17 protein-coding genes are annotated in these 21659 nt (G+C 64.9%); 7 read left to right on the top strand and 10 right to left on the bottom strand.

All coding sequences use genetic code 11. The features are described from left to right. Positions 1 to 11: 11 nt before the first annotated feature. From OXT71_03650 to OXT71_03640, 3 genes are all read left to right on the top strand, one after another. A complete protein-coding gene (locus OXT71_03650) occupies positions 12 to 1091 on the top strand; it encodes an aspartate-semialdehyde dehydrogenase (GenBank protein ID MDE2925473.1) in 1080 nt (359 codons plus the stop codon). Continuing rightward, complete coding sequence (locus OXT71_03645) at positions 1088 to 2071, top strand: sugar phosphate isomerase/epimerase (GenBank protein MDE2925472.1); 984 nt, start codon at positions 1088 to 1090, stop codon at positions 2069 to 2071. The genes OXT71_03650 and OXT71_03645 overlap by 4 nt, the downstream gene beginning before the upstream one ends. A 294-nt stretch (positions 2072 to 2365) precedes the next feature. Beyond that, positions 2366 to 4507: a RecQ family ATP-dependent DNA helicase gene (locus OXT71_03640; GenBank protein ID MDE2925471.1), complete on the top strand. Its 2142-nt coding sequence runs from the start codon at positions 2366 to 2368 to the stop codon at positions 4505 to 4507. On the opposite strand, the gene OXT71_03635 is transcribed toward OXT71_03640, so the two are convergent. Next, positions 4477 to 5634 (bottom strand): amidohydrolase family protein, encoded by a 1158-nt coding sequence (locus OXT71_03635; GenBank protein MDE2925470.1) that lies wholly within the window; start codon positions 5632 to 5634, stop codon positions 4477 to 4479. The two genes, OXT71_03640 and OXT71_03635, sit on opposite strands and share 31 nt — an antisense overlap. A gap of 24 nt (positions 5635 to 5658) precedes the next feature. Continuing rightward, on the bottom strand, positions 5659 to 8127 hold the full coding sequence (locus tag OXT71_03630; protein ID MDE2925469.1) for an NTP transferase domain-containing protein: 2469 nt from the start codon (positions 8125 to 8127) through the stop codon (positions 5659 to 5661). Between the two features lie 193 nt (positions 8128 to 8320). Between OXT71_03630 and OXT71_03625 the strand changes: the two genes are divergently transcribed. The 4 genes from OXT71_03625 to OXT71_03610 all read left to right on the top strand — a co-directional run bounded on the left by OXT71_03625 (position 8321) and on the right by OXT71_03610 (position 14390). Further along, complete coding sequence (locus tag OXT71_03625; protein MDE2925468.1) at positions 8321 to 9856, top strand: MFS transporter; 1536 nt, start codon at positions 8321 to 8323, stop codon at positions 9854 to 9856. 171 nt (positions 9857 to 10027) lie between these two features. Beyond that, positions 10028 to 10732, top strand: coding sequence for a hypothetical protein (locus tag OXT71_03620; GenBank protein MDE2925467.1), 705 nt, complete (start codon positions 10028 to 10030; stop codon positions 10730 to 10732). Between the two features lie 62 nt (positions 10733 to 10794). Beyond that, the gene (locus tag OXT71_03615) at positions 10795 to 13482 is read left to right on the top strand and encodes a hypothetical protein (GenBank protein MDE2925466.1); all 2688 of its coding nucleotides are present in this window, start codon (positions 10795 to 10797) and stop codon (positions 13480 to 13482) included. A 125-nt stretch (positions 13483 to 13607) separates the two neighbouring features. Further along, positions 13608 to 14390: a protein-L-isoaspartate(D-aspartate) O-methyltransferase gene (locus tag OXT71_03610; GenBank protein MDE2925465.1), complete on the top strand. Its 783-nt coding sequence runs from the start codon at positions 13608 to 13610 to the stop codon at positions 14388 to 14390. Here the strand turns inward: OXT71_03610 and OXT71_03605 are convergent, their stop codons facing one another. The 8 genes from OXT71_03605 to OXT71_03570 form a co-directional block, all read right to left on the bottom strand. Then, complete coding sequence (locus tag OXT71_03605; GenBank protein MDE2925464.1) at positions 14391 to 15704, bottom strand: amino acid permease; 1314 nt, start codon at positions 15702 to 15704, stop codon at positions 14391 to 14393. A 58-nt stretch (positions 15705 to 15762) separates the two neighbouring features. Beyond that, positions 15763 to 16638: a TlpA disulfide reductase family protein gene (locus tag OXT71_03600; GenBank protein MDE2925463.1), complete on the bottom strand. Its 876-nt coding sequence runs from the start codon at positions 16636 to 16638 to the stop codon at positions 15763 to 15765. Positions 16639 to 16664: 26 nt separating this feature from the next. Then, positions 16665 to 16973, bottom strand: a complete 309-nt coding sequence (locus OXT71_03595) for a TMEM14 family protein (protein MDE2925462.1) — start codon at positions 16971 to 16973, stop codon at positions 16665 to 16667. Then, on the bottom strand, positions 16970 to 17320 hold the full coding sequence (locus OXT71_03590; protein MDE2925461.1) for a hypothetical protein: 351 nt from the start codon (positions 17318 to 17320) through the stop codon (positions 16970 to 16972). Before OXT71_03590 ends, OXT71_03595 begins: the two co-directional genes overlap by 4 nt. A gap of 4 nt (positions 17321 to 17324) precedes the next feature. Beyond that, positions 17325 to 17576, bottom strand: a complete 252-nt coding sequence (locus OXT71_03585) for a MoaD/ThiS family protein (protein MDE2925460.1) — start codon at positions 17574 to 17576, stop codon at positions 17325 to 17327. A gap of 68 nt (positions 17577 to 17644) precedes the next feature. Then, positions 17645 to 19942, bottom strand: a complete 2298-nt coding sequence (locus OXT71_03580; GenBank protein MDE2925459.1) for a xanthine dehydrogenase family protein molybdopterin-binding subunit — start codon at positions 19940 to 19942, stop codon at positions 17645 to 17647. A 20-nt stretch (positions 19943 to 19962) separates the two neighbouring features. After that, positions 19963 to 20463, bottom strand: a complete 501-nt coding sequence (locus OXT71_03575) for a (2Fe-2S)-binding protein (protein MDE2925458.1) — start codon at positions 20461 to 20463, stop codon at positions 19963 to 19965. Positions 20464 to 20468: 5 nt separating this feature from the next. Continuing rightward, positions 20469 to 21344 (bottom strand): xanthine dehydrogenase family protein subunit M, encoded by an 876-nt coding sequence (locus tag OXT71_03570; GenBank protein ID MDE2925457.1) that lies wholly within the window; start codon positions 21342 to 21344, stop codon positions 20469 to 20471. Between the last annotated feature and the right edge of the window lie 315 nt (positions 21345 to 21659).

Raw genomic sequence — 21659 nt, 5'->3', positions numbered from 1 at the left:
GGAGGTGTGCCGTGTCGGGCGATTTGAACGTAGCCATCGTAGGTGCGACCGGAGCCGTCGGGCAGGAATTTGTCCGCCTCCTGGCCGAGCGGCGTTTTCCCGTGGGCCGGCTCAAGCTTCTCGCCAGCCGCCGCAGCGCGGGCAAGACCATTGAATTCCAAGGAATTCCCCACACCGTCGAGGAACTGACGGAGGACAGCTTCCGGGGCTTGGAACTGGCCCTGTTCAGCGCCGGCGCGTCCATCAGCCGGAAGTTCGCTCCTCTGGCCGCCGAGGCCGGCGCCACCGTCGTCGACAACAGCTCGGCCTTTCGCATGACTCCGGGGATTCCGCTGGTGGTCCCGGAGGTCAACCCCAAAGCCTTGGAGGGCGTGCAGTTGGGCAATGGCGGCATCATCGCCAACCCCAACTGCTCGACCATCATCATGATCGTCCCGGTGACTCCCATACACCGGGCCGTCGGGGTGCGGCGCATCGTGGTGAGCACCTACCAGGCCGCCAGCGGCGCCGGAGCCGCCGCCATGGCCGAACTGGAGCAGCAGACCCGGGAAGTGCTGTCCGGCCGGGCCCCCAAGTGTGAGATCTTCCGGCAGCAGTACGCCTTCAACCTCTTCAGCCACGACTCGGCAATCGGCCCCGAGGGGTACAACACGGAGGAGACGAAGATGGTTCGGGAGTCCCACAAGATCTGGGGCGACTCCTCGGTGGCCATCACCGCCACCTGTGTCCGGGTTCCGGTCATGCGCGCCCATGCCGAGAGCATCAACCTGGAGCTCGAGGAGGCCCTCGATGCGGAACAGGCCAGGAGTCTGCTGGAAAACGCTCCCGGAGTCTCGATTCTGGACGACCGGACCGGCAACCGATTTCCGACGCCCCTGGACGCATCGGGCCGGGACGATGTCTTCGTGGGCCGGATTCGCTCCGACATCAGCCGGTCGGGGAAGAACGGAGTCCACGGGCTGGACCTGTTCGTCTGCGGGGATCAGATCCGCAAGGGGGCGGCCCTCAACGCCGTCCAGATCGCCGAACGACTGGTTGGAGACCGGACCCGCCGCTCAGGCCGGCGCGTCAAGGTGAGCCTCAGCCGATGAGCGCAACTGAAGGCGCGTGGAGCCAAGTGGCGTCGCCGACTCGGCGGCAGTTGCTGGGGCGCATCCTGGGACTGGGCGCCGCAGGTCTTCTGAGCGGTTGCCGTCCCGCGGCTGAGGAGCCTTCCGATTCCAAATCGAACAGCGAGGACACCATGAAGCTTTCCCTCTCGGCACGCGTGGCCGAATCCTTCAGCTCCAAGGAAAGGGCGGACCTGACCCTGGACCAGATCATCGGCCTGGCTCAGGAGCACGGATATGAGGCGATCTGCATGAGAGCCTCCCAGGTGGGCACCCATTCGCCGCCGGAGAGAGTCCGGGCAGCCGCCCGCTCCATCGCCCAGGCGGGTCTGACCGTCTCCATGGTCACCGGCGATTTCGCGGTTCCCCGAAACGATGAGCAGGGGCCCAAGGGACTCCGGAACATCACCCCCTACCTGGACCTGACCGAGGCGCTGGGATCCGATCTGATCCGGATCTGCATGAAGAAGGAAGAGGATATCGAATGGGCCGCCCGCGCCTCGGACGAGGCCCGGGAGCGGGGGATCCGGCTTGCCCACCAGGCGCATTGCGCCAGCCTGTTCGAGACGGTCCAGGGGGCTCTGGACACCCTCAAGCGGGTCGGCCGCTCCAATTTCGGCATCATCTACGAACCGGCCAACTGGTTCATCGCCGGCGAGGACTACGGGGCCGAGACCATCCGCCGCCTCGAACCCTGGATCATGAACGTCTATGTTCAGAACCATCTCCTGACTCCCACGGGGGTGACGGTGGTCGAGACCTGGGGACGCGGCGGCGTCGCCGTGGACCACATCGGACTCTGGGAAGAAGGAGGCGTCGATTTCGAGGAGGTCTTCCGCGGCCTCGACGCCATCGGGTATGGAGGCTATGTGACCGTCCACCAGGCCTTCGCCGGGGTCATGCCGGTGGAAGAGGCGGCGGCCCGGAGCGCCCGGTATCTCAAGCCGCTGATGGGACTCTGAATCCCTCCGGGGCTCCGAGTCGGGACGAACCCGGCGCGGGAGCCGCAGTTGGCATCATGCCCTCGCCAGCCCTTTCTTGTAAGGTTGAACCGTTATCAGCCCGTGGCAAAAGTCGTCGCGGCATTCGACCGTCCCTGCATCCCGGCGGACTGCGTTGCGATTCGGGCACATACTCCCGGTATGCACCCGAATCGCGCCTTGTCCGGCGGGCGCAGGAACGGTCTCGGTGCTCGCGGGACTTTCACCACGGACTGTTAAGACCTCACCACAGGGGGCTGTTCCGATTTGTGCTCCATGGAGGCCAACTCACCCATATCTCCGCCTGACCTGCGGGCGGCGCTGAAGGAGCATTTCGGCTTCCCCTCCTTTCTTCCGGGGCAGGAAGAGACCATACGCCACACCCTGAACGGCGACGATTCCATCGTGATCATGCCGACGGGGAAGGGAAAATCCCTCTGCTACCAGTTGACCGCCATGTTGCTGGAGGGGGTCACGGTGGTGGTCTCGCCCTTGATCGCTCTCATGAAGGACCAGGTGGACGGACTCGTGGCCCGGAACCTGCCCGCCACCTTCATCAACTCCTCCCTTTCCTGGCAGGAAATGGACCACCGCATCCGGGAGTTGGAAAGGGGGTCGTACAAGCTGGTCTACGTGGCTCCGGAACGCTTCCGGAACCGGCGTTTCATGGAAGTCCTTCAGAATCGGCAGGTCTCCCTGATGGCGGTGGACGAGGCCCACTGCATCAGCCACTGGGGACACGACTTCCGTCCCGAGTACCTGCGCCTGGCTCCGGTCCTGACCCGGTTCCCCCAGGCCCGGGTGATGGCCCTGACCGCCACGGCCACGCCTTACGTTCGGGAGGACATTCTGAAACAACTCGGACTGGGACAGGAAGGCCGTTCCGAGGCCCGGCTTCTGGTCTTCGGCCTGGAACGGCCCAACCTCCGGCTGATGGTCACGCGGACGGCGAACCACCAGGCCAAGTTGGACCGGGTGATCGAGATCCTGGACGAATGGGAGTCCGGAATCGTCTACTGCGCGACCCGGAAACAGACGGAACGGGTCCATTCCCTGCTGCGGGACGCCGGGAGGAAGACGAGCCTCTATCACGCGGGCTTGCCGGACCAGGAGCGCCAGGCCGTCCAGGATCGGTTCATGGGGAAGGACGTTCCGGTCGTGGTGGCCACCAACGCGTTCGGCATGGGCGTGGACCGGACCGATCTTCGCTTCGTGGTGCATTGGGACCTGCCGGGCAGCGTCGAAGCCTACTACCAGGAGATCGGACGGGCCGGCCGGGACGGGTCGCCGGCGCTTTGCGAGCTTCTCTACAACTACGCCGACGTGCGGACCCAGGAGTTTTTTCTGGATGCCGCCAATCCGGAGCCCTTTCTCCTGGAGCGGACCTGGAGAGTGCTGCGGAGAACCTGTTCCCGGGAAGAACCGCGAGTCCAGCCGTTCACGGCATGGACCCGGGAAATCTCGTCTGAAGCCAGCGACTTGTCGATTCGGACCCTCTTCTCCCTGCTGGAGCGGAGCGAGCTGATCCGGCAGGAGCCGGCCCCGGGTGGGCAGATCGCCATCTCCCTGTTGCAGGACGCCGGCCGTGTCCGCCTGGACCGGGAGGCCTCCTATCTGGTGGAGAAGCGCCGCCGCGACCGGAGGAAATTGAGGGACATCCTCGGCTATGTCAATTCGACGCGCTGTCGGCACGGCTACATCCTGGGCTACTTCGGCGACCGGGAGGCGGCCGCCGAGTGCGACAACTGCGATCGCTGCCGCCGCTTCTCGACGGGTGAGATCCGGGAACCGACGGAAGAGGAGTGGGTCGTTCTGCAGAAGGCCCTGAGCTGCGTGGCCCGCATGCAGGGCCGGTTCGGACTGGCCAAGGTGCTCCAGGTGCTGAGGGGATCGAAAGCGCAGGAGATCATGGACCGCGGTCTTGACCGGCTCTCGACCCACGGTCTGCTCAAGAGCCACGGGCAAACCTACCTGCGGGCCATCCTGGAGGAGCTGATTCGGGACGGGTGCGTCCGCGTCTCTTCCGGTGAGTACCCCGTGGTCTCCATCACGCCCCGGGGCCGACGCGTCATGTTGCGCCAGGACCCGGTGGAGCTCTCCTGGCCTGTTCCGCCCCGAAAGCGGGCCAAGCCCAAGGCCCGGGCGGCGGCGCCCGTGACCGACGACCTGACCTACGATGAAGCCATTTTCGAGGAACTGAGAACGTGGAGGACGAACCGGGCGCGCGAGGCTCGGATTCCCCCCTACACCGTGCTTCACGACGCCACGTTGAAGCTTCTGGCCGCCGCCCGGCCCCACCGGCTGGCGGAGCTGGAGAGCATCAAGGGACTGGGTCCGGCGAAGATCGGCCGCTACGGCGAGGAACTGCTGGAGATCGTCGCCGGGGCTCAGGCGGCGCCGTCGTCGAAGACCACCTGACCGCCGAGTACCGTTCGATGGACCCGGATCCCTTCCTCCGTCCATGAGAACTGAATCAGGTGGGCCAGCTTTCCCGCTTCCAGGGCTCCCATACGGTCGTCCCGAGCCAGGAGGCGGGCGGGATTCAGGCTCGCCATCCGAAGGGCGTCCTGACGGGAGGCCACGCCCATGCGGACCAGGTTGGAGACGCCCTGGCACAAGTGGGCCCCGGCCCCGGCCAGATATGGCGTTCCGGCCAGGGAGATCCGGCCGTTGGCGGCCACCTCCACCGCTCCTCCCGCCGCCGGGTAGGTGCCGGGGGGGAGTCCGGCGGGGGTGACGGCGTCGCTGATGAGGATGATGCGCTCCACTCCCTTGCACCGCAGAATGCACTTGAGAACCGAGGCGGGGAGGTGATGCCCGTCGGCGATGACGCTGCAGTCGAGCCGGTCTCTGGACAGTTGCTCCCAGATGTAGTTGGGATGCCGCGGAAGCAATGAGTGGGCTCCGTTTCCCAGGTGGGTCGAGAGACGGGCGCCGGCCCTGATGGCGGAGTCCAGATCGTGCGCCGAGGCGTTGGTGTGACCGACGGCGACCACGACCCCTGCTTCCGCCAATCGCTCGATGAAGGGGATGGCCCCCTCCAGCTCCGGCGCCAGCGTCACCAGGAGGATTCCGCCTTCGGCGGCTTCCTGCATCCGGAGGAATTCATCCCACGAGGGCAGCCGGACATGTTTCAGCGGGTGGGCTCCCCTGGGGCCGTCCAGCCGTGAGATGTGGGGACCCTCCACGTGGATTCCCAGGATCGAGCGGCGGGTGCCGGGGTCCCGGCAAGCGGCCGTGATGGCCCTCAGGGAATGGAGCATCCTGTCCTGGGAGTGCGTGGTGACGGTCGGCAGGAAGGCGCCGATCCCGGCCCTCCACTGACTTCGGACCACCCTCGCCACCGATTCCGGCGCGGTCTCCGCTTCATTGAACCCGTAACCGCCGAAGCCGTTGAGCTGGATGTCCAACAGGGCCGGAGCGATCCAGGGTCCGGACCCGGCGCGATTCCCGGTCCGAACATCGGCGATGGTCTCACCCGTCACGGCCACGGAGATGGATCGCCCGGTCCGAACGTCTCGTCCTTCAAAGCGGGTGGGTACCATGTCTTCCCGTCTTCCTCCCGCCGTTCACCGGCAGTCGATGAGTCCGCTTCCCGCCACCGGCCGGCAGACATAGGCATCGACCTCCAGGCCCTGGGCTTCATGCCAGGCACGGGTCAGATGTTTCAGTGTGCGCTCGACCGCCGCGCTTCGGACCAGGATCATGGCGCAGCCCCCCAGGCCCGCACCTGAAAGTTGAGCCCCCACGACCCCCGGTTGGGCACAGGACAGATCCACGATCCGATCGATTTTGGGCGTGGAGCAGGCATAGCTGCCCGGCTGCATCCAGAGGCGGGCGCGGTCTCTCCTGGCGGGATCCGGGGAGAAGGAGTCCCGGATCAGGCGGTCCAACTGCAGGTCGCCGCAGGCGGTGGAATGAGGACGGGGCCGGTCCTGGTCATGCCGGACGATGCGGTCGCCGTCGTGGCTGACCCGCATCATCTCTCCGATCCGGGCGAACCGGCGGTCCTTCAGGAGCCGGGAGAACCGGTCGCTGCGCCGGCACTCGGTGACGCCGAAGAGAGCGACCCCCCTCAGGGGATATTTCCCCAGGTCGTCGTGAGTCGAGAAGATCTCCCCGACTCGTTCGGTCTGGTCCGGCAACTGCTTTAAAATGCCGCGGCGGCCGGTCTGCTGGGGCAACTGTTTCAGCAGGCGGTAGATCTCGGCCTGAGACAGGCCCAGCTTGGCGGGGTCCAGGTCCCTGAGGTGATTCATGGCTCCCAGGAAGGAAGCGTGCTCGCGCAGCAACATCTCCGCCAGGTCGTAGCAGGCCACCCGGTGATTGAAGGTGTGCCGGGCCTCGTGGCTCTTGGATACGGCGGTCCGGCTGTTGGCGATGATGACCGACAGCTCCCGGGGCAGGTCGATGGTCTCTTCGATCCGGAACGGAAAGAACCCGATCTTGCTGACCTTGTCCTTCTCCCCGCCGCGGATGGCGGCCTGGTCGGCGATTCCGCCGCGGGACCCGACGAACCATTCCCCCTCGCCGCACAGATCCACGAATTGCCGGGTGCTCAGAGCCAGTTGGTTGAGGGCCACCGACGCCTCCGCCATGGCCACCACCAGAGCCGAGCTGCTGGAGAGGCCGGCGCCCAGGGGGATGTCCCCCCAGACGACGCAGTCCATTCCCCGCAACCTGCGGTGAGGGTAGGCGTGCTGGAGTCGCAGCACGGCGGCCCGGGCGTAGTTGCTCCAATCTCCCCGTGAGACGCTGAGAAACTGGTTGACGGTGTAGGAACTGATGAAGTCCATCCAGGCCAGCCAGTCGGTGTCGGGCAACAGATCGCGGATGCGAAAGGTCCTTTCGGGAAATTCGTCCGAAGAGAGGTGCCGAAGAGTGACGCTGTCGTCCGCCCGGGGAGAGGCGGCCAACAGGATCTCCCGGTTGATGGCCATGGTGTTCACGTACCCGCCCCGGTGGTCCACGTGCCGTCCCATGAGGTTGAGACGTCCCGGAGCTCGCGCCAGCACCATGGGGCGCGCCGCGCCGTGGCTCTCGACGAAACGTTCCACCAGGCGGCGGCAGGCGCGAATGCGCGGTTCCAGGAGGACTCCGCCGGAGCCGTATACCCGCGAGAGAGACCGCAGCAGGGACGGGGGCTTCCGGTTCAGGATCTCCAACCACTCGCCGGCCGGTTTCAGACGGCTCGGGTCGATCTGCGGGAGAGGCTCCGCGGGACCCCCGCCAAGAGGCTTGCGCCGGCCCAGCGCCTCCTCGATCCGGAGCAACTCCTCCGGGGTGTTGAACCCCATGAGATCCTGTGGGTCGGCCACCTCCAGCACCGAAGTGGCGCCTCCGTTGGCGGAAACCTGCTCCACCGTGTCCGTCAGGTAGAGTTCCTGCTGGGCGTTGTCGGCCGCGAGGGCCGCCAGGGAGGAGTGGAGGGATTCTCCTCTGAAGAGATAGAGGGAGGTGTTGAGCAATCGGCTTCCGGACTCGATCCCGGCGGCGGACAATTCCTTGCCCGCGACCGTGATGGGGATCCCGGTCTCCGACGAGCGGTGGATGTCGGCCACCTCGACCACGGCCAGGGGTCTCGATTCCGAGTTCAGCAGGATCCGGCCGGCGCTGCTTTCCGTCTCCTTGGGGAGAGCCGCGAGCGTCAGGTCAGCGGCTTCCGACCGGTGGCGTTCCATCAGGTCCCGCACCACCTGGGCCTCGATGACCTTGTCTCCCATGGTGATCAGGACGTCGCCGCCGGCACGCCGGTCGCGCAGGACCCGGGCGGCGCACCTGGCCGCGTGCCCTGTCCCCAGCGCTTCGGGTTGGTATGCGAAGGAGACATCGGGGTGGACCCGGGTCACCGTTTCCATGACGTCGACGGCCCGTTGGCCCACGACCAGGAGAAAATGCTTCAGTCCGGCGGACTTGAGAGTGTCGATGATGCGGACGATGGCGGGGACTCCGGCGATGGGGAAACAGACCTTGTGGTGCCGGGAGGAGCCCATGCGCCTACCGTGTCCGCCGCAGAGAATGACGCAGGTGGTCTCCATCTCGCGTGGTCTTGCCGCCGAAATCCTACCAAGGTGGAGCGGCGGCTTTCCAGCCGCCGGCGCATTGGGGCACCCCTTGCGGGCGCCCTCCGTGGCTTGCCGAGTCGATTGACTCTCGGCGGGGCGTCCCTCAAAATTTCCGGGTGCGGCGGGACCGGATCCGGTTCCGGTTCAACAGAAGAGAGGTGGATTCATGTCGAATGGAAGCGGTGGGCGAAGGCTGTTTCTGGGATGTTTCTTTGCGCTGGTGGCCACCGCGTTCGGATTCGTCGTGCGGGCCATGATCCTGGATGACTGGCGGGCCCAGTTCAATCTCAGCGGAGAGCAGATCGGGTACCTGGTGGGAGCGGGCCTCTATCCCTTCGCCATCTCCATCATTCTCTTCAGTCTGGTTGTGGACCGGATCGGTTACGGAGTCTCCATGGTGCTCGCCTTCGCGGGTCACCTGGCGTCGGCCGTGATCACCATCTTCGCCGAAGACTTCTCGACTCTGTACTTGGGCACCTTCCTGTTCGCCCTTTCCAACGGGATCGTCGAAGCGGTGATCAATCCCGTGGTGGCCACCATCTACGACAAGCAGAAAACGCACTACCTGAGCGTGCTCCACGCCGGCTGGCCCGGAGGCCTGGTCCTGGGCGGCCTCCTGGCCATGACCCTGGGAACGGGGGACACGCTGGGAGGACTTTCCGGCAGCCTGTGGCAATGGAAAGTGGGCCTGGTAGTGATTCCCACCGTCCTTTACGGGTTCCTGTTGCTGGGCCGGAAGTTTCCCGTTCAGGAGCGGGTGGCCGCCGGCGTCCCCTACCTGGACATGCTCCGGGAATTCGGCGCGGCGAGCTGCCTGATTGTCTGCTATCTGCTGGTGCAGGGACTGGACCAGATCCTGCTGGTCCACCAGAGCGCGCTCGAGCCCTGGATGAAGGTGGTGCTGGTGGTGGCGCCGACGGCCGCGTTCGTCTACTTCGTCCGCTCGTTGGGACGGCCCATGTTCGTCTTCCTGCTGCTGATCATGATGCCCCTGGCGACGACCGAACTGGGAACCGACAGTTGGATCGCCGACCTGATGAGTTCCGTGTTGGCCAGTCCCGACGCCGGCGCCCTGGTCCTGATCTACACGTCCCTCATCATGTTCGTCCTCCGCTTCTTCGCGGGCCCCATCATCCACCGCATCTCCCCCTTGGGCCTTCTGGCCGTTTCGGCCCTCATCGCCGCCGCCGGCCTTTTCTGGTTGTCTTCCGCCGGCCAGGCCGCCTCCGTGATTTTCCTGGCCGCCACGCTCTACGGCGTGGGCAAGACCTTCTTCTGGCCGGCGACCCTGGGAGTCGTGAGCGAGTCCTTTCCCCGCGGCGGGGCCTTGACCCTGAACGCCATCGCCGGGGTCGGGATGCTGGCGGTGGGGGTCCTGGGCGGACCCCTCATCGGCACCTTTCAGGACCAGGCGTTCGATCGCCTGATGAAACAGGAAGACCAGGCCCTGCATGCCCGGGTCATGACCGAGAAGCTGGGGCTTCTGGGCCGGTACAACGCCTTGGATCAGGCCGCTCTGGGAAGTCTCGACCAGGAGAACCGGGAGCGCGTCGGCGAGGTTGTGGTGGTTTCCAAGCAGGGAACGCTGGCCAGGATCGCCGTGCTTCCCCTCGTCATGCTGGCCTGCTACCTGGTCCTGATCGGCTATTTCCGCTCGCGGGGAGGCTACAAGCCCGAAACCATCGGTTCGTCGGGAACCTGACGGGGCACCGGGCTCCCGTAGTGATTCGCTCCTCTTTCCGTCCGGCCAGCCGGACCGCGCAGTCCCCTGTGTTAAAATTTTTGCAAGCCGTCGCCGGGTGTGACAGGCGCGGTCCGGCGGAGTGTGAGTTCCTGAACGAGGGGATTGGCCGGAATCTTTCGAGGAGTTCCATTGCTGCTGCGAACGGGTCTGATCTTGTCGCTCTTCCTGTCGGTGGGCGCCGCCGTCCCGGACCCGCAGCAGATTCTGCAAAGAAATTTTTCCAATTGGACGCTGGCTGAAGCCACCCGGATTCTGAACCGGTCTCCCTGGGCCCGAAAGCAGACCTATACCCGGGTCGTAGGAGGCGTCGGCAGCGGGATTCACGGGGAGAAGGAGATCTTCAATTCCTTCTTCGTGCGGCTGCTTTCGGCCCCGCCCATTCGCCGGGCCTATGCCCGCATTCAACAGATTCAGAACGGCTACGACGAGATGACCCCGGCGGCAAAGAGCCATCTCGATGCCGGCATTGCCCCCGGCCTGAATATGGACGTGAGCCGTTGGATCGTGGTCACCATCAGTTTCCGGTCCAACAACCCCAACATGGAACTCAGAGTGAAGCGTTTCTTCGATTCCCAGACCCTGGAGACCATGAGAGACCGGGCGTATCTGGCCACCGAGAGCTTTCCGCGGGTCGAACTGGCCGCCTACTTTGCCCCCCGGGAGGAGGCGGTGGGGGCCAAGTTTGTCTTTCCCCGCCGGATCGATGGTGACCCGGTCGTCTCGCCGGACCAGAAGGAAGTCAACTTCGAGGTCAACATCCCGTCGGTTTACCGCCGGTTGCGCGTCAATTTCTCGGTTTCCGACATGTTGGTGGAAGGGGCGCTCGTGTTGTGATCCCACCCCATCGCTCTGCTGATCCTTCGTTCCGCCAGAGGAACGCGCATCACCGAATCTGGATGGGCACCAGTGTTTCCCGCCTCTTGAAATCGATGCTCGTCTTCGGGCTCGTGATCGGCCTCTGGCATCAGGGTTCGGCCCGGGCCGAGCCCAAGAAGGCCGAAGCCGCCTCCCAGGAGAGTGGCGGACGTTCCGGGAAGAGCGCCCTGGATCAGATCCGCGACTACCAGGTCGGACTGGCTCGCGAAACGGCCGCCTCGACTCCGGCCCCCTCGCTATCGGAGATGATCAACCCGTTTCCGGCGAAACAGGCCGGGAGACTGAACGGCTCGGTGTACTGGTTTCACCGGAACGACAACCTCGACGCCCGAAACTTCTTCGATCCCGGAGGGAAACCGCTTCCCGAGTACAAGAGGAACGAGTTCGGAGCCAGACTGGGCGCCCGGGTCGGAGACAAGATCCAACTCTTCGGAAGTCTCCAGAGCCTGCGCATCATCAAGGGTTCGACTCTGCTCTCGCATGTGCCGGCGCCGGAGATGAAGCAGGGCGATTTCAGCAGCCTCGAGGCCCCCATCGTCGATCCGCTGACGGGAGAGCCGTTTCCGGGAAATCAAATTCCCCGGAGCCGGCTGCATCCGGTCGCCAGGAATCTATTCCGGGTCATTCCCGACCCCAATAGCCCGGACCCCGACCGGAACTTCGTCAACAACCAGCCCCGGGTGACCAACCGGGATACCTACCTCTTTCGCGTCGACTATACCGGCGACGACGATGCCAGTAGCTATCTCCAGTACGAGCTGACCGACGGTGACGGGAAGTTGGTTCATCCGCTTCCCGCCTTCGGCTGGGATCGGACGCTCCGCAGCCAATCCGTGAGCCTCTCCCACAACCGGACCTTGGGGACCCGCTGGGTCACCGAAGGCTCCATAGGATACAACCGCTACCTGAGCCTGAGCGTGTCTCCCAACTCCGGCCAGGTGGGTTTGCTGGATTCGGTGGGGATTTCGGGCCTGGCCGCTCCCGACGCCCTGACCGAAGGATATCCGGATTTCGAAGTCACGGGTTACGCTTCCTTCGGGGATTCATCATCTCCTTACAAGTGGCTCAGCAACCGGTACTCCGGTTCGTTCTCCACCACCACGGCGCTGGGGGATCACACCCTGACCATGGGAACGAGCCTGACCCAACGCCAGGTCAACGACACGCACATCGAAGGCCGCGGCCGCGGCGAATTCGAATTCAGCGGGTTCTACACCGGTGACGGGTTTGCGGATTTCGTTCTGGGTCTGCCCAGTGTGGCCTCGCGGACGGTGGGATCGGACAGGACGGACTTGCGGCGCAACCAGTGGCAGGCTTATATCCGGGACCGCTGGCGGTTGAGTCCGATTTTGGCGCTGACAGGGGGCGTTGCCTACCATTACGCTTCTCCTTACCGGTCGAACACCGATACCATCTCCGGTTTCTTTCCGCTCCTGTTCGAGCCCCCGGCCTCGGGCCGGATCGTCGTTGCCGACAGCTTCGAAGCCCGGTCCCTGGGCCTGGAGAGGGCGGGACGGGGCGGAATGGTGTTCCCCGACCGCAACGACTGGGCCCCCCGGATCGGTTTGTCCTACCGGCCTTTCAGGACCAACAGATTGGTGTTCCGGGCCTCGTACTCCCTCTACTATTCGGTGGTGGGGAGCAGTAGTTTCAGCCGCTATCTGGGGAAGAACTATCCTTTCTACTACACGGAAAGCGCCCAATCCCCCGTGGACAGTCCCGATCTGGATCTGGCGAACCCCTTCGAGAACGTGGCGCCTCCCGAACTGGTGGTCCGCGGGATCGAGACCGGACTGAGAACGCCTTACGTGCAGGCCTGGACGTTGATTCTCGAGAACGACTTCCAGGAGGTGTGGCAACTGCGGGCCTCCTACTATGGAAACAAGAGGACCGGGTGGAGCCGGGTCCTCCCGGGAAACATACCGCTCCCGGCGCCCGGTCCGATCCAGTCACGGCGGCCGAACCCTGATTTCGGCCGGTTTCGGATCTTGACCGGCGCATCATCCGGGAGCAGCCACCGGATGATTTTGTCGGCGGAGCGCCGTCTGAGCGACGGCATGTCTCTCCGTTCCGCCTTTACGTTCCACCGTTCACTGGACGACCGCTATCGCCGCGAACCTTCGAACCCGCGAAATCTGAAGGCCGAACGAGCTTCCGCCCGGGGGATCCCCATTCGCCAGTTCTCCTTGAACTACATCATCGACCTGCCGCCGGGAAGGGAGCGGACGCTGGGTGCCGAGGGACGCAACCCGCTGCTACAACTGGTGGACGGCTGGCGGCTCTCGGGCATCACCCGAATCCAGGACGGGACGCCCTTCAGCGTTTTCGTGCCGGGCGACGGGAATAACGATGGACTCGGAGGAGACCGGGCGGATCGAATTGCCATGACGCCGGGCGACCGGTTCGACTCCTCGGTGGACATGTGGTTCCCGGTGGACGACTTCGCCGAGCCGGCGCCCTACTCCTTCGGCAATTCGGGAAGGAACATCCTGAGGCGTCCCGGATATCATGCTTGGGACATCAGCCTGATCAAGCAGACCCGGTTGGTCAACGGAGATCTCGTGGAGCTTCGCGTGGAACTCTTCAACGCCTTCAACCAGGTCAACTTCCGCCAGCCCAACGCCGTCGTCGGGACCTCGCTCTTCGGAAAGATCTTCGGGGCCCATCGCTCCCGCGAGATCGAGGTCGCGCTCAAGTACTCCTTTTGAGAGACGAGCGGAAGGGCGATTCAAATCATCCCGCAAATTTTCCGTAGCCCACGCTCCTGGGATAGACTCTTCCGATAGTCGGTTCTGACTCGGTCCGTGTCCAGTTCGAGTCGGAGAGATTCCGCATGATGGTGCCCACCTTCGGTCTCGCCTTTTCTGCTCTGCGGACCCGGACCGGGGGAATTCTGCTGCTCCTGGCTGTTCTTCTGCTCCCGCTCGCCGCCGCGGCCTGCGGTTCCCGCGACTCTGGAGATTTTGCGGCCGCGGCCGCCGACTACCCACGCCTCCGCCGGGAGATGGTGTCCACCCAACTCCGCGCGCGAGACATCTGGGACCGTCGTGTCCTGGAGGCCATGGGCAAGGTTCCCAGGCACGAGTTCGTCCCCCAGCGCGTGAAGAAATATGCATACGAGGATCACCCGCTGCCCATCGGCCTGGGACAGACCATTTCCCAGCCCTACATCGTGGCTCTGATGACCCAGTTGGCGGATCCGAGAGAGGGCGCCCGAGCTCTGGAAATCGGGACCGGGTCCGGATACCAGGCGGCCGTCCTGGCGGAGTTGGTGGATCAGGTCTACACCATCGAGATCGTCCCCGAGCTGGCCCGCCGGTCGGGGGCCCTGCTCAAGCGGCTCGGTTACGAAAACGTTCACGCCCGGGCGGGCGACGGCTATCTGGGGTGGCCCGAGGCGGCTCCCTTCGACGTCATCCTGGTGACGGCCGCCGCCGGCCGGGTTCCCGAGCCCCTTCAGCAGCAATTGGCCGAGGGAGGGCGCCTGGTCATTCCCGTGGGTGATCCGGGAACCGTGCAAAAGCTGCTCCTGTTGATGAAGGAGGAGGGCAAGATCCGCCGCCAGGACGTGCTCGCCGTCCGTTTCGTCCCCATGACCGGGAAGGTCCAGGAATAATCACGCCCCGGATCCGACGCGCCGCCGGTAGTAGTAGTAGACGGGCAGCCCGGCGCAGACCGTGGCCACGCCGGCCAGGGATTCTCCAGGATGGGAGAGTGCCACGCTGGCCAGGATGGTGAGACTCGTCAAGACGAAGACCCAGGGCAGAAACCGCTGCAAGATCCAGGCTCCGCGGCTCGAGCCGGCGTCGACAGGCAATCGGAGCAGCGCCGAGACCGTCACTGCCGAGAAGAGGATGACCACGAATCCCGAAAACAGCAGGATCTGCCTCAAGGTCCCCATCCAGACCAGAGCCAGAGCGATGCCGCTCTGGAACCAGATGGCCTTCAGGGGGATCTTCTTCCGCAGATGCACTTCGCCCAACCAGGAGGGAAAGAGCCGTTCCCGGGACATGGCGAAGTAGATTCGTGGACCGGCGATGGACATGGCGGTGACGGAACTCAGGATCGAGACCAGAATCAGTAGCGTCACGATCCATTCCCCCGACGGCACCACGGCCGCGGCGGCCAACTGGGCGACGGCCACCTCCCCCTGCAGCCGGTCGAGGGGAAGCGCCGTCAGGTAGGCGAGATTGACCCCGACGTAGAGGATGGTGACCAGCACCGTCCCCAGCAACAGGGACCTGGGGAGATTGCGGGCCGGGTCCCGAATCTCTTCGGCGATGTAGGCCGCGGCGTTCCAGCCGCTGTAGGAGAACATGACCAGGACCAGAGCCGAAGCCACGGGGACCAGCGTCTCCGGATCCCAGGCGCCGGCCGGATTCAACTCGTGGAGGACGCCAGCCTTCAGGGTATTGAAAAGCACCAGGCAGGTGAACCCGGCCAGCAGTCCCAGGTTCAGGAGAGTCACCGTGGAATGGAGTCGGGTTCCGAACCTGAGCCCCACGGTGAGCAGGGTGGTGACCGCCAGGAGAACCAGGGTCGCCACCGCCTGGTTCCCCAGAGGTCCCGATGCGAGGGGCAGGTAGGGTTCCAGGTAGATGGCGAGTCCCAGCGAAGCGGCGGCCACGGGGCCCGAGAATCCGATGATCAGGGAAGCCCAGCCGGAGAGGAATGCGGGCAGGGGGCCGTAGACCGGGTAGAGGAAGGCGAACTCTCCTCCGGCCTTGGGGGTCCGGGCCCCCAACTGGGCGTAGCAGAGGGCTCCGGTCAGGGACAGCAGGCCGCCGGCCACCCAGATTCCCACGAGCCACGAAGAATTCCCGATCTCCTGGGCGATGAGTCCGGAGGTGGTGTAGATGCCCGTTCCGACGATGTTTCCCACCACCAGGAAGACGGCGGAAGCGAGGCCGATTTCCCGAAAGAGCTTCATTCCATGCCTGATGCGGGTGGGGCCGCCTGGGAATGCCGCCGCCGCTCGCCGGCCGGCATCAGCGTCCCACCAGTTCGGAGACCACCTGGTCCATGGTCTCCTGACTCTGGTAGTTGATCAGGCGCCGGACCACCGTTCCGGACGAATCCAGGAGAAAGAGAGTGGGGAAGACGTTGACGTTTCCGAAGGCCTCTTGGGCCGCCGGGGTCAGGTGGACGTTGGGAAAGGAGACTCCGTGCTTTTTCAGGTATTCGATGCGTTCCCGGTCGTTCACCGTCAACTCCAGGATCCGGTCGGCATTCAGGCCCACCACCCGGAGTTGATCGTCTTCGTACCGCTGGTGGAGCGATTCCAGGATGGGCGAGATGCGGGAGCAGGGCGGGCAGCCGGTGAACCAGAAATAGAGCAGGGCGTTGGACCCTCTCAGGCTTTCGCTGGACAGCTTCTTGCCTTCCAGGGTCAGCAAATCGAAGCCGGGTGCGGGTTTTCCTTCCCACCCGGTGACGCGGACCGGGTTGCCGTGACGCTGCAAAAAGGCCGCCACTCCCGGCCGGTGAACTTTGGTGATCTCTCCGGCCTGGTCCCGGTCGAACATCTTGGGAACCCGGCGGTCGATTTCCATGACGGTGAGCAACAGCTCGATGGACTGGACGCCGACGGCGAACTGTTCTCCGATCTGAGCCCGCGTCGGGGGCTCGCCGGTCCGATCCAGTTCGCTCTTGACCAAAGCCGGGATCCGGAACAGGATTTCGAACAGCCTTCCGATGAACTCCTTCTCCTCGCTGTCAAAATGAGGATCGTTCTGGAGTTGGGAGAAGCTGACTTCGGTTCCTTGGCGAAGCAGGACCTGGATCTTGGTCAATACTCCCTTCTCGACTTCTGACGAGGGAGAGCCGAGGGCCAGCAGCAGGATCAGGGGCAGGGAATTCATCATGGTCACACGTTCCGGGCGCTGAAAGGTTACTTGGCTGCCAACAGGATGACGGCGACGACGGCCCCGAGGAGGACCAGAAGTCCGGCCGGCATGAAGCGCCGCGTCGCATTCAGGCGATAGAGGGACAGTAGGGTCAGTCCCAGAACCAGCCATAGCGGCAGGTCGGCCGGGATCCCGCTGTCGCCGCCGGCGAACAGCGCCGAGAGAATGAGAGCCGCACCAAAGAGAACGCCCAGGACGAGGGAAGGCAGGCTGCGGGCCTTGAGATACCCGATCAGCCCTCCCAGGGTCACCAGGGCTCCATAAATGACGACCGCCGCTTCGGGAAGATTCATGACGATGCCGCCCGTCCTTTTCTCGCCATTCGCTGGCGCCTCGCCAGGACCAGGGACCAGACGGCGGTGACCAGGAGGCCGCCCGACTCGCTGAGTTCCTCCTGGCGGTAGTTCAAGGTTCCTTCGGGGAGTGTGCGGCCCACGTAGAGCGCAGACACGAGGCACGCGCCCGCGAAGAGCTCCACCCAGGGCTGGGGGAGCCTCCTCCCCGTCCAATGCATCCAGGACCAGATCGCCGCCAAACCATAAACCGGCATCCAGAAATAGAGGTCGGGATCGTTGTACTGAAGGACGGTGGCGGCGGAATAGAGGATGAGCATGACGCGGCTCAGAACCCTCAGCCCCATGGCGCTACGTCCTCCTCCGGTTTCCTCCGGCGATGGCGGGCAGAAAATGGACTTCGCTGCCGGGCTCCAGGCGGGCTCGAAGGCCTTCGGGCGAAATCACGCCGTCGATGGAAACCGCGACGCCGCTGCGCAGCCGATCGCCCTCGCGGAGACGCTCCCCGATACCAGGGTATTCCTGGTCCAACTGATCGATGAGTTGCCGAACGGTCTGTCCTCGAACCTCGACCTGCACCCGTCCATCCGTGAACTCTCGCATCGGCGGAGGAATCCAGGCTGTCGGCATGGAGCTCTTGTGCGGCCCCCGGCTCGGAGCCGGGCGGCGGTTCAACCGGAACCGTTTCCTTTTTTCTCCAGGATCGAGTTCAACACCCTGGGCGGGCTCATGGGCAGGTCCCTGAGCCTCAAACCCGTCGCCTGGTAGACGGCGTTGGCGATAGCGGCCGGCGGAGGCACGATGGGGACCTCTCCGACTCCCCGCACGCCGAAGGGATGTCCCGGATTCGGCACCTCCACGATCTTGGTGTCGATCATGGGGAGGTCCAGGCTCGTGGGCATCCGGTAGTCCAGAAAGCTGCCGTTCAGGAGATGGCCCTGTTCGTTGTAGACGTACTCTTCGTTCAGGGCCCAGCCGATGCCCTGGACGGCTCCGCCCTGCATCTGGCCCTCGACGTAAGCCGGGTGGATGGCCCGTCCGGCATCCTGGACCACGGTGAAACGGAGGATCTCGATCTTCCCGGTATCCGGGTCCACTTCCACATCGGCGATCTGGGTGCAGAAAGCGCCGCCCACTCCCTTGGGATCGACGGTGGCCCGGCCCACGATGGGTCCGCCGGTCTCGTCCATTTTGGCGGCCAACTCGGCGAATGAAATGCTGCGGCCCGATCCATCGGTGGCCCGGTATTCGCCGTCGACGGCCTCGACCTGATCCGCGGAAATCTCCCAGAGGACGCCAGCCCGGCCGATCATCTGCTTCTGAATGTCCTTGCCCGCCTCGTACGCCGCATAGCCGGTGGAGAAGGTGACCCGGCTGCCTCCGGTCACGTCCGTATAACCGACGGCGTCCGTGTCCACGACGATGGGCCGGACGCTCTCGGCCGGAATGCCCAGAACCTCCGCCATCTGCATGGCCACGGAGGTCCGGGTGCCGCCGATGTCGGTGGAGCCCTCCACCAGGCTCACCTGGCCGTCGGGGTTCACGCTGGCGTGGACGCTGGATTTGAGTCCCACGTTGAACCAGAATCCGCTGGCCACGCCGCGGCCCCGGTTGGGTCCTTCCAAAGGAGCCGAATAGTGCGGGTGTTCGCGGGCGGCTTCGGTCGTTTCCACGCATCCGATCCGCGGCCAGACCGGTCCGTCGACCCGCCGATCACCTTCCTGGGAGGCGTTCTTGAGGCGGAATTCGATGGGGTCCATGCCCAACTCTTCACAGATCTCGTCCACTACCGTCTCCGAGGCGAACTCGGCGTGAGTTGCTCCCGGTGCCCGGTAAGCGGATGACTTGGGCTTGTTGACCAGCACGTCGAAGCCGTCGATGACGCCGTTGGGAAGGTTGTAGGGTGCGAACACGCACATGCAGGCGGCGCCGATGGGCGATCCCGGAAATCCGCCGGCGTCGAAGGCGGCCCAGAAGCTTCCGGCGGTGAGGGTTCCGTCCTTCTTGGCGCCCATCTTGACGCGCATGAACGAAGCCGGCGTCGGACCGGTCGCCTGCAGGACTTCCTCCCGGGTCATGAGGATCTTCACCGGCCGGCCGGTGGCCTTGGACAACAACGCCGCCGTCGGCTCCAGGTAGGTGGCGATCTTCCCGCCGAAGCCGCCGCCGATCTCGGTGGGGACGACCTTCACCTGGGAGATGGGGACCCCCAGGATCTCGGAAGTCTGGGCGCGGCTGGTGAAGGAGCCCTGGGTGCTCAGCCAGATGGTGAGCTGGCCGTCGGAGTTCCAGAAGGCCGTACAGTTGTGGGGTTCGATGTATCCCTGGTGCACGGTCTGGGTGGTGAACTCCCTTTCCACCACGATGTCCGCTTCGGCGAACCCCTGCTCCACGTCACCCAACTCGAAGTGGATATGGTCCGCGACGTTGGTCGGCTTGTCTCCGACGGTCCCGAAGGACTTGGTGCGGAGGCTCTCATCCAGCAGCGGCGCCCCCTCCTTCATGGCCTCCATCACGTCCATCACGGGGGGAAGCAGTTCGTATTCCACCTCGATCAAGCCCGCGGCTTCCTCGGCCAGGTGAGGATCGGTGGCCGCCACGGCGGCGACGGCGTGGCCCTGGTAAAGAACCTTGTCCCGGGCCAGGACGTTGAGGGAGAGATGGCGCAGCGGCGCTGCGGCCTCCCCCAGGTTGGCGATCTTGTCTCCCGGATCGGGCAGGTCCTGACCCGTGACCACCGCCTTCACGCCGGGCAGCGCCAGCGCCTTGCCGGCGTCGATGGAGACGATCCTGGCGTGGGCGTGGGGGCTGCGCAGGACGTTGCCGTGCAGCATGCCCGTCAGGTACACGTCGGCGCCGTACTGGGCCCTTCCGGTGACCTTGTCCACTCCGTCGTGGCGGATGGGACGGGTGCCGATGACCTTGTATTCGGACTGGGTTTCCGGTGCGGTCTTGGTTGCTGTAGCCATCAGTCTTGACTCCCCCTCGGTTAACCGTTGCCGTTGGCCGGCCCGGCAGTGTCCAATACGGCTCGAATGATCTTGTCGTAACCTGTGCAGCGGCAGAGATTTCCCGCCAGCCAAAGCCGAACGTCATGTTCGGAAGGATCGGGATTCCGGTCCAGAAGGGCTTTGGCGGCGACGATGAAGCCGGGCGTGCAGACGCCGCACTGGAGGGCGGCGTGTTCCAGGAACTTCTGCTGCAAGGGGTGCAGCTCGCCCGATTCCGAGGCCAACCCCTCGATGGTGGTGACCTCGGCGCCCTGAACCTCGCCGGCCATGACCACGCAGGAGTTGACGAGGCGCCCGTCCAGGATGACGCTGCAGGCGCCGCAATTGCCGTTGTTGCACCCTTCCTTGCTGCCGGTCAGTTGGAGAATGTCGCGCAGAACCTCCAACAGGCTGTGGCGCGGCTCGCACAGGAACTCGGTGTTTTCGTCGTTGATCCGGGTCTGAATATGTAGTTTTTGATCGGCGGCTGTCACGCTCATGAATCTCACTCTCCTCTGGCTCGGGCGACGGCCTTCACGAGTGTCCTGCGGGTCAGGACCCCGGACAAGTGTATCCGCTGCTCGATGGTTCCCCGCATGTCGCTGATGGGGCGGGCCGCCCTGCCGGCCGCGGCGGCGGCCGCATCGATAACGGCGTCCGAGACCGGACTCCCCGACAATATTTCGCCGGCTTCCTCCACCAACAACGGGGTGGGGGCCACGGCGCCCAATCCCACGCGGCCGGAGACGAAGGTGTCGCCGGCGTCATTCAGCACGACTGACGACCCCGCCCCGACGACGGCGATATCCATCTCGTTGCGGGGGATGAACCGGAGATAGTGCGCTCCCGAGTTCGGGCCAGGGGTCGGGATCCGCAAGGAGACCAGCAACTCTCCCCGCCCCAGCACATTGCGGCCGGGCGCGGTGCAGAAGCCTTCCACCGGGACTTCGCGCTGGCCGCCGGGACCGGCGATCACGCACGAGGCTCGGTGGGCGATCAGGGCGGGAATGGTGTCCGCTGCCGGGGAGGAGTTGCAGAGGTTGCCGCCGAAGGAAGCGCGGCTCTGGATGGCCGTTCCTCCCACCAGCTCGGCGGCGTCCACGAGGCCCGGGTACAGGGATGCGATTTCGGCGTGCTCGTAGAATTCGCAGCAGGGGACCGCGGCCCCCAGGACCAGTCCTTCCGCGGCATCGTGAGTCAGTTGTCTGAGTTGGGGAATCCGCTTGACATCCACCATCAGGTCCAGGTCGCGATGGCCCTCCCTCACTTGGACGATGATGTCGGTTCCCCCGGCCAGAGGGCGCGCGCGGCCGTCGTATTCGGCCATGAGCGCTATCGCCTCCTCCAGCGTCTCGGGGCATGCGTAGCCTAGTGCCTTCACAGTGTTGTCTTCTCCTCTCGATTGTGGGGTAACGTCATCCCGTTCGACTGCCTGCAATCCGCGTGGTTCAATCCGGAGAGGTCATTCTACACCGTCGAATAGCCTGGGTGCAGAAGCCCTGCGCACTCCCACTCATATTCGGGAAAAACCTGGGAAAGTCAACTCCAAATCGGCTCCTTGAGGAGCCTGCCGCGGGATTCCGGGGATTCACCGACGACCTGTGCGCTTTAGGGCTCAACAGCCCGTGGTAAAAGTCATCACGGCATTCGACCGTCCCTGCATCCCGGCGGACTGCGTTGCGATTCGGGCACATAC

This window comes from Acidobacteriota bacterium (genome assembly GCA_028874215.1).
Classification (GTDB): domain Bacteria; phylum Acidobacteriota; class UBA6911; order RPQK01; family JAJDTT01; genus JAJDTT01.
Note: the sequence above shows the minus strand (reverse complement) of the source record. Positions and strands in the feature narration are given on the sequence as shown.

Bases quoted from the DNA above. Each gene is read 5' to 3' on its own strand.
- OXT71_03625 (MDE2925468.1), top strand. From the start codon at position 8,321: ATGTCGAATGGAAGCGGTGGGCGAAGGCTGTTTCTGGGATGTTTCTTT.
- OXT71_03640 (MDE2925471.1), top strand. From the start codon at position 2,366: ATGGAGGCCAACTCACCCATATCTCCGCCTGACCTGCGGGCGGCGCTG.
- OXT71_03615 (MDE2925466.1), top strand. From the start codon at position 10,795: ATGGGCACCAGTGTTTCCCGCCTCTTGAAATCGATGCTCGTCTTCGGG.
- OXT71_03635 (MDE2925470.1), bottom strand. From the start codon at position 5,634: ATGGTACCCACCCGCTTTGAAGGACGAGACGTTCGGACCGGGCGATCC.
- OXT71_03585 (MDE2925460.1), bottom strand. From the start codon at position 17,576: ATGCGAGAGTTCACGGATGGACGGGTGCAGGTCGAGGTTCGAGGACAG.
- OXT71_03600 (MDE2925463.1), bottom strand. From the start codon at position 16,638: ATGATGAATTCCCTGCCCCTGATCCTGCTGCTGGCCCTCGGCTCTCCC.
- OXT71_03645 (MDE2925472.1), top strand. From the start codon at position 1,088: ATGAGCGCAACTGAAGGCGCGTGGAGCCAAGTGGCGTCGCCGACTCGG.
- OXT71_03610 (MDE2925465.1), top strand. From the start codon at position 13,608: ATGATGGTGCCCACCTTCGGTCTCGCCTTTTCTGCTCTGCGGACCCGG.
- OXT71_03590 (MDE2925461.1), bottom strand. From the start codon at position 17,320: ATGGGGCTGAGGGTTCTGAGCCGCGTCATGCTCATCCTCTATTCCGCC.
- OXT71_03595 (MDE2925462.1), bottom strand. From the start codon at position 16,973: ATGAATCTTCCCGAAGCGGCGGTCGTCATTTATGGAGCCCTGGTGACC.
- OXT71_03580 (MDE2925459.1), bottom strand. From the start codon at position 19,942: ATGGCTACAGCAACCAAGACCGCACCGGAAACCCAGTCCGAATACAAG.
- OXT71_03605 (MDE2925464.1), bottom strand. From the start codon at position 15,704: ATGAAGCTCTTTCGGGAAATCGGCCTCGCTTCCGCCGTCTTCCTGGTG.
- OXT71_03630 (MDE2925469.1), bottom strand. From the start codon at position 8,127: ATGGAGACCACCTGCGTCATTCTCTGCGGCGGACACGGTAGGCGCATG.
- OXT71_03575 (MDE2925458.1), bottom strand. From the start codon at position 20,463: ATGAGCGTGACAGCCGCCGATCAAAAACTACATATTCAGACCCGGATC.